The 15277-nt window shown below is 43.1% G+C and carries 8 protein-coding genes; 3 read left to right on the plus strand and 5 right to left on the minus strand.

Annotated elements, in window-relative coordinates; translation table 11 throughout:
- Positions 1 to 2: 2 nt before the first annotated feature.
- The 4 genes from ABM313_RS15495 to ABM313_RS15510 all read right to left on the minus strand — a co-directional run bounded on the left by ABM313_RS15495 (position 3) and on the right by ABM313_RS15510 (position 9951).
- Positions 3 to 5060 (minus strand): OmpA family protein, encoded by a 5058-nt coding sequence (locus ABM313_RS15495; protein WP_434684080.1) that lies wholly within the window; start codon positions 5058 to 5060, stop codon positions 3 to 5.
- Positions 5060 to 6595 (minus strand): hypothetical protein, encoded by a 1536-nt coding sequence (locus tag ABM313_RS15500; RefSeq protein WP_434684081.1) that lies wholly within the window; start codon positions 6593 to 6595, stop codon positions 5060 to 5062. Before ABM313_RS15500 ends, ABM313_RS15495 begins: the two co-directional genes overlap by 1 nt.
- Before the next feature lie 88 nt (positions 6596 to 6683).
- Positions 6684 to 7325 carry a hypothetical protein gene (locus tag ABM313_RS15505; protein WP_434684082.1) on the minus strand — a complete coding sequence of 214 codons (642 nt, stop codon included), beginning with the start codon at positions 7323 to 7325 and terminating at the stop codon, positions 6684 to 6686.
- Positions 7326 to 7434: 109 nt separating this feature from the next.
- Complete coding sequence (locus ABM313_RS15510; RefSeq protein WP_434684083.1) at positions 7435 to 9951, minus strand: beta strand repeat-containing protein; 2517 nt, start codon at positions 9949 to 9951, stop codon at positions 7435 to 7437.
- Positions 9952 to 10683: 732 nt separating this feature from the next.
- Between ABM313_RS15510 and ABM313_RS15515 the strand changes: the two genes are divergently transcribed.
- Entirely contained in the window at positions 10684 to 11277 is a 594-nt protein-coding gene (locus tag ABM313_RS15515) for a PAP/fibrillin family protein (RefSeq protein WP_434684084.1), read from the plus strand.
- A gap of 197 nt (positions 11278 to 11474) precedes the next feature.
- Positions 11475 to 13037 (plus strand): mechanosensitive ion channel family protein, encoded by a 1563-nt coding sequence (locus tag ABM313_RS15520; protein ID WP_434684085.1) that lies wholly within the window; start codon positions 11475 to 11477, stop codon positions 13035 to 13037.
- Here ABM313_RS15520 and ABM313_RS15525 read toward each other — a convergent pair.
- Positions 13034 to 13588 carry an ankyrin repeat domain-containing protein gene (locus tag ABM313_RS15525; protein ID WP_434684086.1) on the minus strand — a complete coding sequence of 185 codons (555 nt, stop codon included), beginning with the start codon at positions 13586 to 13588 and terminating at the stop codon, positions 13034 to 13036. The two genes, ABM313_RS15520 and ABM313_RS15525, sit on opposite strands and share 4 nt — an antisense overlap.
- A gap of 179 nt (positions 13589 to 13767) precedes the next feature.
- Between ABM313_RS15525 and ABM313_RS15530 the strand changes: the two genes are divergently transcribed.
- On the plus strand, positions 13768 to 15249 hold the full coding sequence (locus tag ABM313_RS15530) for a BCD family MFS transporter (protein ID WP_434684087.1): 1482 nt from the start codon (positions 13768 to 13770) through the stop codon (positions 15247 to 15249).
- Positions 15250 to 15277: the final 28 nt, after the last annotated feature.

Below are 15277 nucleotides of genomic sequence, written 5' to 3' on the forward strand. Positions count from 1 at the left end.
CTCTAGTTCTTTAGATTTGAGAGTTGATCAGGATCGATCACAAAGCCGCTTTTCTCGGTAGTGCTAATTCCCATGGCTCGCAGGAGTGCAGTTACCGTATCACCTTCACTAGTCAGCAAGAAGTTAAACGCGGTGGCAAGACGGCGGGTGGCTCCATCAGTAGGATTAATATTGGCTGGACTATTCGCAGAATTATTATTTAGGTCATTACCCAGCAACATACTGACAAGCTGAGTTGGTGAGGCTTCAAAGGCATAACTCCAGAGGCGATTGCGATCATCCGATGGGAAAGCAGGATCGACAGGACGAGCGATCGCGAGCAAGAAGGAATCTACGGCTGGTAATTGGGTTAACAAGGGTCTAAATTCAAGATTGGGGATTTGAATAGATGTATTAAATACTGGATTGAATTGGGGATTAAGTTGAGAATCGGGGATTGCACTTTCCAGCCAATTGGACAATCGGCGATCGGCTTCTAACAGAACCGCCAAGGGCGAAGTAGAAGTATCGGCAGTTGCCAAGGGGACAGGAGCAGTGGTAGCACTTGCCTGAGAAGTTGATGGGGTAGTTGGGGTTGTCGCAATATTAATATTGCTCTCATCTACATTCAGAGAGATATAAACTTGCGAATTTCCTGCTTGATTGGCTCTATTAGAACTCAATAAAATGCGATCGGAACTCACGCCTTTGTCTAGTAGATAGCTCCTGACAGCAAGTAATTTAAATGTTTCTAGATCCTGACCTGACACAGCACCGAGGGCTGAGCCAGTCTGAATCTCAAACATCAAATTAGGATTGGTATTCAGTCGCTCAACCATCCGATCCAGAGTGGCATAGCTTAAGTCTGCTATTTTACCGTCGTTGCCAACATCCACACCTACTGAAATGTTAGGATTTGCGGCACTAATATTCGAGGAACGATTAACAGGTATGGCATTAGCTTGCAAAGTAGATTGAGCATTGGGCAAGATGCTTTGCAAAAATTCGGTTGTCGGCGAATTGGATGCCATCGTTTGCAAACGGGTAGCGATCGCATTAAAGACATCGGCTTGACCACTGAGTGCAAAACTAACGGGGGTAGCATTGGCAGAGATAGCTTGATTAGAACTGTTGGCGTTAGCAATTCCACCTAAGGAGCGTAAGGTCATCTGCGTACTTGCCACACCACGTTCGAGTAAATACTTTCTTGCCGCCATCATTCGGTTTGCTGCAAGATTATCACCTGAATTCATCTCGGCAAGTGAGCCAATATATCCTTGGATATCAATGGAGAGATTTTTATACTCTTTCAAGACTGCGGCTAAGTTTTCTAAAACCGCGATATCTGACACTGCTAACTCAACACTCTTGCCTTGACTCTCCTCTCTGAAGGTCAGCGATCGCGCCACATTCAGGCTGATAATTTGAGGACTAGAGGGAATGGCTGCTGCTAGTTTCTGCTCTGGTTGTGGTGCTTTAGCTACTGGTGCTACAGGCTCAACAGGCTCTTGTTGCTGACGTGGAGGAGTCTTTTGTAACCCAAAGCCATCAAACAACTCGTTCAGCTTTACAGTAATTCCTGCATATAGTCCTCCTGTGGAGCGTGAACCATTAAAATCGCGATCAACATTAACGGAACCACTGCTATAACCAGCTGCTAAGCGTAAGTTAGGAGTGAGGAAATAGCCAACTTCGCCAACTAATCCTAGTTCACTGTAGCCTGCGGTTGGTTGATTAAGAAATCTAGTTTCTCCCACTAGTTCGACGTTATAGCCAAGACGATAGGTAACTCGAAATTGCGATAAATTGGTATTCGATACACCTGTAAAATCACGGGCGATCGTGGTGGTGCTATTACGCAGGGCAAGCTTGCCATAAAATTCCCATTGCCAGTTAGGAGCATAAATTGCTTCTAGAGCAAGGGTGTGATCAGTATAGCCACTACCACTACCGATCAGCAGAGATTCAGGAACAATACTGGGGTTTTGGCGATATTCATAACGGAGGAGAACGTTGAATTTGTCATCTTCAGGATCGCGATAGGCAAGCCCGACCTTGAGATTGGAGATCGTTCCCAAACCAGAAATCAATTGATTGGCAGCACTAGATTGCTGATAGTTAAACAGCATTGTCAGGGCAGGAGATAGCTTGCCTAGAGCAGCAGCTGTAAATACGGTATTAGTATTGGTATTATCACTGCGATGCTCAAATCTAGCACTTGCCTTGAAGTCTGGATTATCGGTATATTCCACACCGATGTTATAACTATTGCCATTTTGGAAAGTTAGAGAGCTAGAAGATTGACCAACAGCAAAGGGTTGTAAGAATGATGTTCCTGTAGTTGTGGCGGTCGTAAAGCTACCAAATATATGCTCATAGCCAAAACTCATACGTAGCCCTGGTAGAATTTGCCAGCGTTGGTTAATCCCTAGAGAACCTTGCGTAGATGCAGCATTATTAGCTCCACCAATCACCGAATAGCGTCCTGTAAATGTGGTATCAGTGCCGAGTTTATACTCTCCTAGTAAGTCAGCGCTAGTAATCGCTTGACCTGCTAATGCTCCAGAATGGAACCATTGCTGTCCCAATCTCGCGGTCAAGCCTTGGACAATTGTCCAATCTAGGGCTAAAACACTGCGATCAGGAATAACAGCATCGGAGCTTGCGGAAAGGCTTACTTCATTTTGGGCTGTCACTCGTAGATTATCGGCAATTGGTACACTGAGACGCGATCGCAATTGGGTTGAGTTACTCGATAAAACATTGGGGATTTGGCGATCTTGGCGATCGCGATATAACACATCCAGATTAAGCAGAGCCGCACCGATATTTTGCTGCACGCCTAAACTAATCGTGCGAAGCGAATTATTTACTAGCGATCCAGGGATGGCTTCTTGCCTCGTATTGAGAAGATCGGCAAGGGTTGTCAATGGACGTGGCGCAATACCCACATTGTCTTCTTGGTCATAGCGAAATTGCAGACTAGTTGTGGGACTGATCTTGGCACTTAAATTGCCTCCGTATCGAGTTTGTCCTGGCACAAAACTAATCGTGGCATTATTGGCAAAACCTGTTTCCGCCTTACTGTAATAGAGCTTACCGAGAATACCTGAAGCAATCTCACTGTTTAACTCAAAACGCATTGCTGAGCCGCTCACATAGCCCAAGATCTCCGAATCATTTTGCGATCGGGCATATTCAGCAATTAGTTGAGTCTTCTCGCCAAAGGAGATGAGGGCATTCGCACCATAAAGAACAAAATTGCGAATGCCGAGACTTTCTTTAAAATAGTTTGCACCAATCCAACTAGGCTGGCTTTGACTGCGGTTGAAATGATAACGCAGTTGTCCACCATAAAGATTACTGTCACCACCGACTTGCTCATTCTGATAAGTAACGACTATTTGACGACGCAAGAGTTGTCCAGCATCACCCAGTTGGGTTTGCAATAATGGCTGTCGAAATAGAATGGAGCCATTGTCATAGTTAATATCGTAGTCTTTACCACGGATTAGCTCTTGACGCGAGACTACTGTACCTGCACTAAAGAAATCGATTAATTCGATAGTTACATTCTCACTACCATTGATTAACAAACGTTTCGAGAGAAAGTAAGTGCCACTCGTGCCATTAGGGGTGATCGTGTCGCGCTGAAATCCTTTACCAACGTTGCTATAAAAGCCCGTAATTTGCAGATCGCCTAAATTAAAGTTCCCTTTGAAACCTTGCAATTGCCTTGAAATCGCACTAAACTGCTGCGATCGCGTGGCGAACTCTTCTGTCCCATAATTACCCCACATGAAGTAATCAGTACTTGCACCCTGCACAGGAGAGTTACGCTCAAAGCGCAAAAACAAGCTGTCATAGGATGGCGTTGTGCGAGTTACGGTAGAGCTATCACCATAGACAGGATATTGTTGCTCGCAATATTTTTCTGTGCCAGCTAAGCTTCTATTGCCAGCACAGTCTTGATTGAGAGTGCGGCTGTTATTAAATGCACCTGTAAATAGCCATTCACCCACACGTCCAGTTCCAAACACTGCACCATATAGGTCAACTTGAGTACGATTGTCGCGATCGGCAGGCAAAAAGTCCCGCAAGCTGCGATAGAAGTCAGTTCCTCTTGCTCCAACCCGCAGATCAATTACCCCTGTCACCAAGGAAGGACGCAAATCAGTTTCAAACTGAACTTGCGTAAAAGCTTCCATTTGAGCATTGAGCGCTCGAATCGTCACTGTTCCCGTCTTTAATCCCGATCGCAACTGGGTTGAGAACTTTCCTTGTTTAGCTTCAACTTGAAAGCCGGGTTGTTCTGACGAAGCATCAGTACCAATAAACGTACCTTCACTAGCTTCAAGTGTGACTAATGCATCCCAGTTGGAACGATTACCATCTTCATCAACTAATTGACCATTAACTGTCACATAGGAACGTCCATCCGCAGGAACTTTCGATTCCAACGTACTCACAACTAATTTAGTGGGAGCACCACGAACTTTGAGATTGATGGAACTAGAAGATGATTCAGAACCGATCGCTCTTGCCGTAATCTGGTTGTCACCTGCCTGTAAAGGTACGCCATACCATGTTTGCGTAATGGTTCTATTAGTTTCATCTAATTCCGATCGCCCAATTGAACTAGGATCAACAGCTTTGCCATTCACCAAAAGCTCAATTTTGACATTGCTTGGCATTTGGATGACCACGGTTGCCGCAGGAGCATCTAAAACAGTGCCAACCGTAGGCGAAAGAATAACGATGCGTGGAGATGAGTTGTCAGATGGATTAGGAGTATTAGCAGTTTTCGGAATATCGGTAACAGCCTCAGAAGTCTTGAGGGTACTAGGAACTTTCTCAGTAGATAAGGATTGATCTAGTTGTTGAGAATTGTTACTCTGATTAGGCTTTTCTCCAGTCTGTCGATCCGTTTGACTAGTTAAGTTGTCTTTTTGCTTAATGTCTGGATCATTTTTGATGTCAGTAACTAATTCTGCTTTGACCACTGATGTTGTCAGTAACAACATGATTTGCGGCAAAACTAAAATCCCTAACTTTACAAAAGGTGCAGAAGTGTTTTTCATTACTTTGTACCTTCCTGTTTTGTATCGCTTATACCACGAGCCGCAGGGGTGACTGCAAAGTTAACCCTTCCTAATGCTCCAGGAGCAAGTCGCACTAAACGTGATTGGCTATTACGCTCAATAAAATACAAGTTAGGTGCAAGGGTATATCCTGGAACGGAAGTTAAGTCGATCGCTAAAGTGCGGCTACCAGATAGAACACTACTGAGAGAGTAAAGTCCGTTCGCATCAGTCACTATTCGATTGCCATCATCCATATAAATCACTGCATTCGGTACACCTGGCTCACCTGGTTGCTGTTCTCCATCAAAGTTCTTATCAACAAATACTCGTCCAACTAAGGTTCCACAATCGGACAAGATGCCTGGACGAATCCGCATCAAATGTGATACGGGACCAGTACGAACGATTCGTCTATTATCAGTACGAGTACCTGATATAGAGGCTCGGTTAATACCATTCCCACGAATCGCATCATTGGTAACTTGTGCAGCATAGACAATGTTAAGGGGGACATTATCAGAAGCTATAGGCAGAGAAACATTGGGGCGAAAAGTCAAGCTGCGACCATTCCGTTCTACGGTTACATTAACTGCATTCCCACCAAGCTCAGCACGAACTGAACCATCGACATATTGGAACCCTAGTGGTAAATCATCGCGAATTTCGGGATTATTAATCACCGTACTTGAGAGGTTTCTAGCATTTAAGCGATAAACAACAATATCGCCTGGCTCTGCTGCTGCGCGATCACCTGTTTTTAAAAGTTGAATTGCTTGGGCTTCACAGGTCGAGATATCCAGATTATTGACTGCCACAGCTAGACTTAAACCTACAGTTTCAGCATTAGCGATATTAATAACCCCATTTACTGAGGTAGCGTCACTCGTCGCTGAGATCGGTTCGCCATCTAAAGAAGTCGCCGTATAGCTAGCAACATTACCATTGCGCGCAGTAATTGTAATTCTGACCCGTCGTTCAGCAAGTGCTGAGTTTGCTGGTGGCTTGACAGCCAGAACATATTCTCTGCCAACATCAACTTGTCCACGACCAACATCCAACAAAAAGTTGAATCTGCCCTGATCACTATTGACCAAGACAAAAGGATTAGCGTTATAGAAATTTGGACTTATGCCAACAGCTTGTTTTGTTTTAGGTGGTACTGTAGCAGTTAGAGAAACGGGTAAGCCAATATCACCAGTTGAGTTCAGTAGTTCATACAAGCCGACGCTGAATCCTGTGTAATCTGCCAATAAACCACCGTCACAGGAGGTCAGAACACCAAATGGGTCAATCAGAGGATTCGTAGGATTTATGCCTGACGCTGCTGATTGAAGTTGTGCAGAAAGACTCTGAAAAACAGCTCCTGAAGCATTATCAGTGTAAGTATAGGCAGCAGTATTCCGAATTGTTTTTGTGGCTGGCTGCGCCAAACTAAACTCACATACTTGAGAAGAGCCAAACAGAAATATCGCAGTAAGGTGTAAACTGTTTCGCAGAAAATTCTGTTTTATTGCACAATTTCGAGTTTTCATTTCCAACAGTTAACCTTAAACGCTCAAAATCTGAGTCTGAGGAGATTTGTGTATATTTAAGCTAGCGATCGCAGTTTTGTCCCGATCTCTAACGAATACGAACTTGATAGGTTGCATAGGCAATTGTCTTAGCTGAGAAATTGTCTCCAAAGCTCCATCGAATATTGGTGTACATACTGTCTGGCGCAGGACGAGTGACAATTTTGCCATTCTCTAGCTTGACCCGAATTGTGGGATTTTCGCTGTAGGTTTTACCGCCATCAATGCTGTAGTCTAATCTCGCTCCTTCTACTTGTGGCAAAGTTGCTGAACCCAAGACATAAACTGAACCCTTGGGAATCGGTTGATTGACGACTAACTTTTTGATTTGGCGATCGCTAATATTGCTAGCAGTCAAAACATAACGAATGGTCTCACCTGGACGGAGTGAGACATCAGTTGGCATTGGCTTCCACTCAATACGACCAGAAGCTGTGGCAATAATTGATTGCCTTTCAGCAGCTAGTTTGAGTTGCACTGGTGCTTCTTGCTTAGCCGTTTGCGCGATCGCAGGATCATTATTTTGCAAACTAGCTAAGCTAGGCCTTACAGTAGCAAAAGAGATAGAAGAAATAAGGGCTAGCGCACTCAATCCGATTACATTTATACGTTTCATTTGGCTTACCTGATTTACAACAATAATCAATAAATAGACATCAAGTAATTTGGAGAAGCTGGGTTTAGAAACCATTAAGAACTACTTTCTAAGTAATAAAAGCTCTAGTAGAGTTCGCTCAATCCCCCTGTTTTTGAGGGGGGACTGAGTGAATCTAAATTAATTCTTAAATGGGTTCTTAGTTCTAGTTCAACCTACGTTGGAAACTAAAAGTTCTACTAGCACCAGGGATAACTGTGCCAGTAACTGTATTGACATACCTTGTAACATCTGTAGCAGCAGTCAAACCAGTTTGGTCTCCACTAGAGGTAGTTGATGGATTTCCGCTGAAGAAGGTGATAGTAGAAGCTCCAGAGTCAACTGCTGAACCAACAATATTGCTAGTGTCAATTTGACCATTGTTGTCAGAGTCTAATGCCCAGTTATTGCCAGTAGCACCACCAATAACCCCATCTTCTGTAATTACTATAGAGGAAGCATTCAGGAGAACGCTATTGCTTCCTCCTCCAGAAGAAATATTTCTATAGGTAATTCGATACTCAATAATATTGCCTGGAGCAGGAGTTTTTGCAGTGATGCTAAATGTGCCTTGAGCTCCAGTGATTGCTGGACCAGTTCCCTGTAGAAGTCGCGACTCTTTCAGTAATTGCAAGAACCCAGTGTAAACTCGGTCAATAGTAATATTTTGAGGTTCACCAGCAGTAGGTAAACCATCTGCATTCGTATCACTGAAGGCTGTAATTGGAACAGGGAATCCGCGCTCAACATTAGCAACACCCTGTGCAGCACCATCAGTCGAAAGTGGTGTACCAGCAGGCAGATTTACACTGACCCCATAACTAGCAGTACCACCATTGGCTGCAACTGCATCAATTCTTAGAGGATTTGTTGCGCTAATTGGATTTCCCCCTACAGTACCCACACCACTTACAAATGTAAAAACAGTACCATTGTAGTTGTAGGTAGCTGATAAACCTTGATAGGATATCGTCACCGATGTATTTGTAGGTAAGTCACCTGGTGTTGCTGGTGGTGTTGGTACAAGGGAAATATTAGTATTAGCAGTACCAGTATTCTGAACTGTGTTAGTAAAAGATACTGCGGCTGGATCAAGTGTTGATCCTGGAGCAAGATTTGGAGGAATTAATGCAGACTGATTGGTAAAGTCATCGTTTTGATTAGTGGGTCCAAAGGCAGCAGGCTGTCCATTTGGTCCATTCAATAAGGAATTGGCAGCAGCCACTGCAATCGGAGTTTGGTTAACATTACCAATAGTATTGTTAGGCGCTTGGTTATTATTACCTGTGTCTATATTCGGTGGAGTTGTGCCCCCAGGAATAAAGCCCGTATCCGTTGTCGTAGGGAAGGTTCCGGGAACAGTGCCATTATTAAAGTTACTAGGGTTTTGGTCGCCCGAATTGTCATAGATTTTGGGACCGCCACCAGCAGTTGTACCAACTACTTGAGCAATGTTGTAAATATTTGTAGGTAAGAGGGTGGCAACAGTAGTCCGAACTTGAATGTTAAAGCCAGTTACAGTAGCACCAGGCGCAACTGAAGTCACAATATTAGGATCATTAATGAAGCCTACTCTTGTCACGGTGTTCAAAGCTGGAGCAGTAGTTGTCCAGTCAGTCACAGTTTCTGCTGTAGTAGCACCAATAGCAGTAGTACTATAAACTACCAACCAACCAATAGGAGGCGTTGGCGCAGCATTAAGAACTGTATTTGCTGGAATAGCATCAGAAACTAAGATGCGGTTACTGACGGCAGCTCCAGCTCCAGTGTTAACTGTGATTGGTGTGCCAGCCAACGCCGCAGGAGTTACGCCAGTATTGGTTAAATCATTATTCTCAACCCGTAAACTCAGACCATAAGATATCAGGTCATCATTGAGTACAGCAAGGTCGCCTGGATTGTAAGCTGTTCTGGTCTTGAGAATAGTTGCTAGCGCTCTAGTTGCAGCAGTATTTCCTACTTGAATGCTTTGGGTGGAACTGGCTTCTCTTACCCCGTTGACTGGTGTTAAGGTGTTGTCAGAATCTACAGTGTAAACATCACCACCATCGGCAATACGTGGTTGGTTTTGAGCATCGCCAGGAGTTTGTCCTAGTCTGACACTGATCGTAGACAAGGGTGGTGCACCAGCTTGAACTGTGACGGGGACACGGACTAAGGCAGTGCCATTGACAGGAATCGCGCCAGTAGTCACGCCACCAGCAGGAATATTTAACCAAGTTACTCCTCCGTCCGTACTATATTGCAATGCTCCGTTAGACACTGCTCCTGGTAGCAACCCAGAGACGGTTGCAGATCCTGCTGTTACCGTAGCCAAATTGGGGATTTGGAAGCTGGTAGGAGCATTACCAACGTTTGTTACTGTATAGGTATAGATCAGCAGATCACCAGGTTGAACAGTACCCGCATTTTGGTCTGCAATCCCAGATCCTGCAACAGTAATACCAGCTACTTCAGCAACAGTAACTGTAACTGTGTTAGACGTAGTATTAAGAGTACTTGTTGGGTTGTTGGGATCTACGTAAGTGCCTGTCGCCGAGTTTCGGATCACCGTGCCAGCGGGAGTAATCTGAGCTGAGGCTACTAATGGAAGCAACAATGACACGCCACCCATTGTTAATGTCGCTGCTATCAACCGATAGAATGAAGACTGTAATTTGTTTTGTGGATTAAATTTAAGCATATCGGATTGATTTTCCTCAATAAAAAAGCAACAAAGTGTTTCCTTATAGGTAGTGTTTAATCAACATTACCTATCTGTAGATAGCAGCGATCTATCAAAAATTAATTTTAGTAGTTGATCCAAATAGCATTTGAAAAAAAGTCTGAGATTTCCATTGATTTCATCGAAATCTAGCAGAATATTTGCAGACTTATAGGATCAGCCTACGTATGGGCATTTGAATATCAAGACAAGATGTCTAGAAGCCTCTCCCAGATGCTAGGTATCTTAATAGCTATTCAAATTAGATTGTATTTATTCAGTTCTTTCATCTTAACGATGTACTATACCTGAACAAACTTACTAGCGAACGTATGATTCATAAAAGAGTTTAGATACTATGAATCTAATTCTCACTATTGATTGATTTAATTTTATCAATACGCGCAATAGCTTACATGATTTTACCCAATTAATACAATAAGCTATCTGAATATTGTCTTTTTTTTATTTTTACTTTTGCTTAACCTATATGATATCGTCCTTAAAACTATTTGTAGATTCTGGACTGGTAAAAGCTCGGTGATTCGGGTGCTTTTCTTGTAAACCTTCTATGACGAGACCATAGAAGGTTTGCAAGAAAGGCGATGATGAAGCTCATTGTTGTTATGGGATTTATCTTCTCACGATTCATTTAGGATTGCTATATTCAAATGCCATATTCTCGAAGTGCGATCGCGATAGAATAAAGTTATGACTAGCAATACTCGCAAAGCAAATCTAATTAATGCGATCGCACCTGTGAATCGCGGCTTACAAATGTCCGAAAATCAGCGTAAAATGATTTTTTCAGCAGTTGCGTATCTTGAAGAACTAAATCCTACACCTGCGCCTACTCAATCCCCTGAATTATTGGACGGCAATTGGTTATTGTTATTTACGACTAGCCAAGAGCTTTTGGGAATTGATCGCTTTCCACTTTACAAGCTGGGCAACATCTATCAATGTTTGCGCGTATCGGAAGGAAAGATTTTTAATGTTGCTGAGATTAAGGGATTACCTTTACTAAGTGGTCTAGTAAGTGTTTGTGCAAACTTTACTGTTGTTTCTGACAAGCGGGTTAAGGTTGATTTTGAGCGTTTGGTAGCAGGTTCGCAAAATTTAATTGGTTATCAAAATGTAAATAGTTTTATCAATACTTTACGATCGCCTAAGAAATTATTGGCGATCGATTTCCAAATTAAGCGAGAAGATCAAAAGGGTTGGTTAGAGACTACTTATCTTGATCAAGATCTCCGCATTGGTAGAGGAAATGAAGGTAATCTATTTGTTTTGAGAAGAGTTTAACAAAGATGCTGCTTATTACAGCCTATTCAGGCTTTAATGGATATAAAAGAGGTTTTGAAGGTGGCGCTTTGCGCCACCTTCAAAACCTCTTTTGGGTTTTAAGTCAGCGTAAGGCGCTTTAATTACCAATGCATAGTCGATTACTCCCAACCAAGATACACTTTTGGAAGCGATGGATTCGTGCTGGCATTTTATGCATGAGTGCGATCACTCTTTCCTTCTTATTTGCCACTAGTCAAATGGCTTGGGGGCAGTCTGATATTCTAAAACTAAATTGGCTAACTGGTCAGAATATTCCTAATACTCAAAGTATTGATTATGCTGTGGTCAGACTTGATGGCTATCCATTGTTTGTACTAGCGGCTCCAACTCTTAATCAAAAAGTCTTGCTAGAGCAGCGTGTTCAGGATATTGAAAATCAATTGCATCTTCTGGCTAATAACAATCTTGATGCTAATAACTTGTCAATAACTATCAAGATTGATCCTAAGAATGAGCAACCAGTAATTGCGATTCAAGATCGATATCTGATGACGGTGACCAATATTGATGCTCAAATCCAAGGACGAGATGCTAAAGATTGGGCTAATCAAATTACGCAGATTTTGCGTAATGCACTGATTAAAGCCAGACAAGAGCGGCAAGTACCCTTCCTAATCAACCAAGGCTTAATCGCAGTCGGAACTCTGCTTGCGATGATTTTTGGGATGAGAGCAATTAGCTATTTACAACGACAACTCAAGTTAAAGCAGGAACAAGAAGTAGCTGGGACTGAGCCTGAAGGGGATGCCCTTCAGGCTGCTAATGATCCTATTACAGAACTAGAGCAGCGCCTACGTCAAAAACTACGAGCAAACCTCAGTGATTTGAAACGACGTGCTTTAGAAATATGCTATTTCAGTATTTTTGGTGTCTGTAGTTTTGTCGTTTTAGGGCTGTTTCCCTACAGTCGCTGGATACAATCTTTCTTACTATCGACTCCTCTCAAAATTGCAGCGATCGCCTTTGGTACATACCTGTTAGTTCGGATAAGTAATCTATTGATTGATCGCTTCGCTGGCTTTCTTAAGGCTAGGGAATTTGAAGTACTGAAGTCGTACCAGAGATTAGATCTGCGCGTATCTACGGTTTCGCAAGTCCTCAGAAATGTTGCAGCGATCGCTTTGATTGGATTAGGAGCTTTAGCAATTCTCTCTGCTGTGGGAGTTGATTTAATTCCACTGCTTGCGGGTGCAGGAATTGTTGGTATTGCTATTTCCTTTGCGGCTCAGGGACTAATTAAGGATGTAATTAATGGCTTTTTGATTATTTTAGAAGATCAGTATGCAGTGGGAGACATGATTATGGTGGGTGAACTGAGGGGATTAGTCGAAAATATGAATTTACGAGTTACTCAAATCCGTAATAACGAAGGTCAATTCATTACCATTCCCAATAGCTCGATTGCAATTGTCCGTAACCTCTCTAAGGACTGGGCAAGAGTGGATTTAGCAATTCGTGTGACCTACGACACTAATCCCGATCGCGCTTTAGAAATTTTAAGAAATCTAGCCGAAGAGATTTACCAAGAAAATTTCTGGCGTGACAGAATTATTGAACTTCCAGAGGTTCTTGGCATTGACGATTTGCAACAGTCAGGTATGTTAATTCGGATCTGGATTAAAACACAGCCACTTCAGCAATTGCTTGTGGCAAGGGAATTTCGGCGACGGATCAAGTTGAGAATGGAACAAGAAGGGATCACGATCGGGGCGCTTTAATCATTAGACACATTTCGTAAAATTGCGACCGTCTCTTGCTGATTGCCATCCCATGCCCACATCATCGCTGTCCAGCCATTGCGATCCTGTGCATTTAGCCGCGCCCCTGATGCAATTAGCGATCGCACAATTTCGCTATAGCCTTGACCTGCCGCCCACATCAGTGGAGTCCATCCATACTTATTGCGGGTATTGGGATTTGCGCCTGACACTAATAAAACTCGCACCACATCAGTATGTCCATTCATCGCAGCCCATAGGATCGGTGTCCATCCATGTTCATCGCGGACATTGACATCGGTTGCTTGGGAAATTAGCGATCGCACCTCCTTAAGGTCACCATTTTGAGAAGCAATTAGTAATCGAGCATTTAATAATTGAGGATTGGGATTTTGCTTAGTTTTTTGTGGCTTAACTTGCTGAATTTGATGATTAATTGACTTGATTGCATTAAAGTTTTGAGGTAACTCCTCTGCATAAACCTTTGTACTAAAGCAGAGAACTAAACTACAAGCCAATAAAAAATTTGAGCGTTTCAAACAAGAATTCATAGATTTATCCCCATCTCAATTTGATCAACTTGATTGATTTAGAGTCGCTCATAGGTCAACAACCAACAATCAAGATTGATTTAGAGTCTATGAGCTTGTTTAGCGATCGGCTAGCGCAATTCTGCGGAAGTTTGAGATAATAGTGTTTTTACTAATTTTTTTAATTTCAATCGCAACCGATGAATAACCAAGTCGATATCGCAAATTTAGACGAAACCCCGTCCCAAATACCGCCTAAATTGCCACTGCTCCAAATGTTTAGGATCGGGCTATTTCAAATGGGCTTAGGAATTATGTCTTTGTTGATCGCAGGGTTGTTGAACCGTGTGATGATCAACGAACTAGCGATTCCTGCTACCCTCGCCGCCGTGTTTATTGCGATGCCTCTGTTTGTGTCTCCGACGCGAGTTTGGTTTGGGCAGACATCCGATGCCAAAACTTTATTCGGAACCCATCGCTCAGGCTATGTCTGGATTGGAGCCGTGATCTTCGCGATCATCGCCTTTTTCACAACACAGGTGATGTGGCAATTGGGACGCAGTGTGCATGAGATTGGCTGGAATGGTGTCACCTATGGCTGGACGATCGCCTTGGCTGCTATGTTTGCGCTGTATGGAATGTCGATTAGTCTAAGTTCCACACCTTTTGCTGCGATGTTAGTGGATGTATCCGACGAAGAGGATCGCTCTAAGCTAGTGGGCATCGTCTGGTCGATGTTGATGGTGGGAATTGTGATTGGTGCGATCGTGGTTTCTCGGCTTTTGCAATGTTCAGAAGCACCACCTAGTAATATTTCTATTTATACTGATGCGAATAAACTCGCAACATTACAAAAAACAATTAACTTTGTATTTATGGTCATTCCTGCGGCGGTAGTTGGTTTATCGCTGTTCGCTACCTATGGCATTGAGCAGAAGTATTCCCGTTATAAGTTGCGTGTTGCCGAAAACCACATTCTCAATGGAACCACTGCCACAGAGGATAAACTTAGTCTTGGTAAAGCTTTACGAGTGTTGACGGCAAGCAAACAAACAGGTTTATTCTTCTCATTCTTGCTAATGATGACAATTGGTATTTTCATGCAAGATGCAATTATGGAACCCTTTGGCGGTGCTGTATTTGGCATGAGCATTTGTAAAACCACACAACTTAATGCCGCTTTTGGCACAGGAACCCTTATAGGGTTGAGTTCTTCAGGATTCTTGATTGTGCCGCGCCTTGGCAAGCAAAATTCCACCAAGCTGGGTTGTTACTTAGTTGCGGGTAGTTGCGCCTTATTATTAATTGCAGGATTTACCCAAAAAATCCCCGTCTTACAAGGTGCTTTAACTCTATTTGGATTTGCTTCTGGAATTACGACTTCAGGTGCTTTGAGTCTCATGCTTGACCTCACGGCGGCGGAAACTGCGGGAACCTTTATCGGTGCTTGGGGACTATCTCAAGCGATCGCTAGAGGACTTGCCACAGTTACAGGTGGTGTGGTGCTAGATATTGGCAAAAAAATCTTCAGTTTGCCGACATTAGCTTATAGCTTCGTTTTTGTTTGCGAAGCCGCAGTGATGATTTTTGCCGTATTTCTATTAAGTCGAGTCAATGTCCAAGAATTTCGTACCGATGCGAAACAAGCGATCGCTACTGTATTTGCTAACGAAATCGACTAAATAAATACAATTCTCGGCTTTCCGATGT

It is taken from the genome of Pseudanabaena minima str. Chao 2107, from assembly GCF_051131155.1.
In the GTDB taxonomy this organism is placed as follows: domain Bacteria; phylum Cyanobacteriota; class Cyanobacteriia; order Pseudanabaenales; family Pseudanabaenaceae; genus Pseudanabaena; species Pseudanabaena minima.

Bases quoted from the DNA above. Each gene is read 5' to 3' on its own strand.
- ABM313_RS15495 (WP_434684080.1), bottom strand. From the start codon at position 5,060: ATGAAAAACACTTCTGCACCTTTTGTAAAGTTAGGGATTTTAGTTTTG.
- ABM313_RS15500 (WP_434684081.1), bottom strand. From the start codon at position 6,595: ATGAAAACTCGAAATTGTGCAATAAAACAGAATTTTCTGCGAAACAGT.
- ABM313_RS15505 (WP_434684082.1), bottom strand. From the start codon at position 7,325: ATGGTTTCTAAACCCAGCTTCTCCAAATTACTTGATGTCTATTTATTG.
- ABM313_RS15510 (WP_434684083.1), bottom strand. From the start codon at position 9,951: ATGCTTAAATTTAATCCACAAAACAAATTACAGTCTTCATTCTATCGG.
- ABM313_RS15515 (WP_434684084.1), top strand. From the start codon at position 10,684: ATGACTAGCAATACTCGCAAAGCAAATCTAATTAATGCGATCGCACCT.
- ABM313_RS15520 (WP_434684085.1), top strand. From the start codon at position 11,475: ATGAGTGCGATCACTCTTTCCTTCTTATTTGCCACTAGTCAAATGGCT.
- ABM313_RS15525 (WP_434684086.1), bottom strand. From the start codon at position 13,588: ATGAATTCTTGTTTGAAACGCTCAAATTTTTTATTGGCTTGTAGTTTA.
- ABM313_RS15530 (WP_434684087.1), top strand. From the start codon at position 13,768: ATGAATAACCAAGTCGATATCGCAAATTTAGACGAAACCCCGTCCCAA.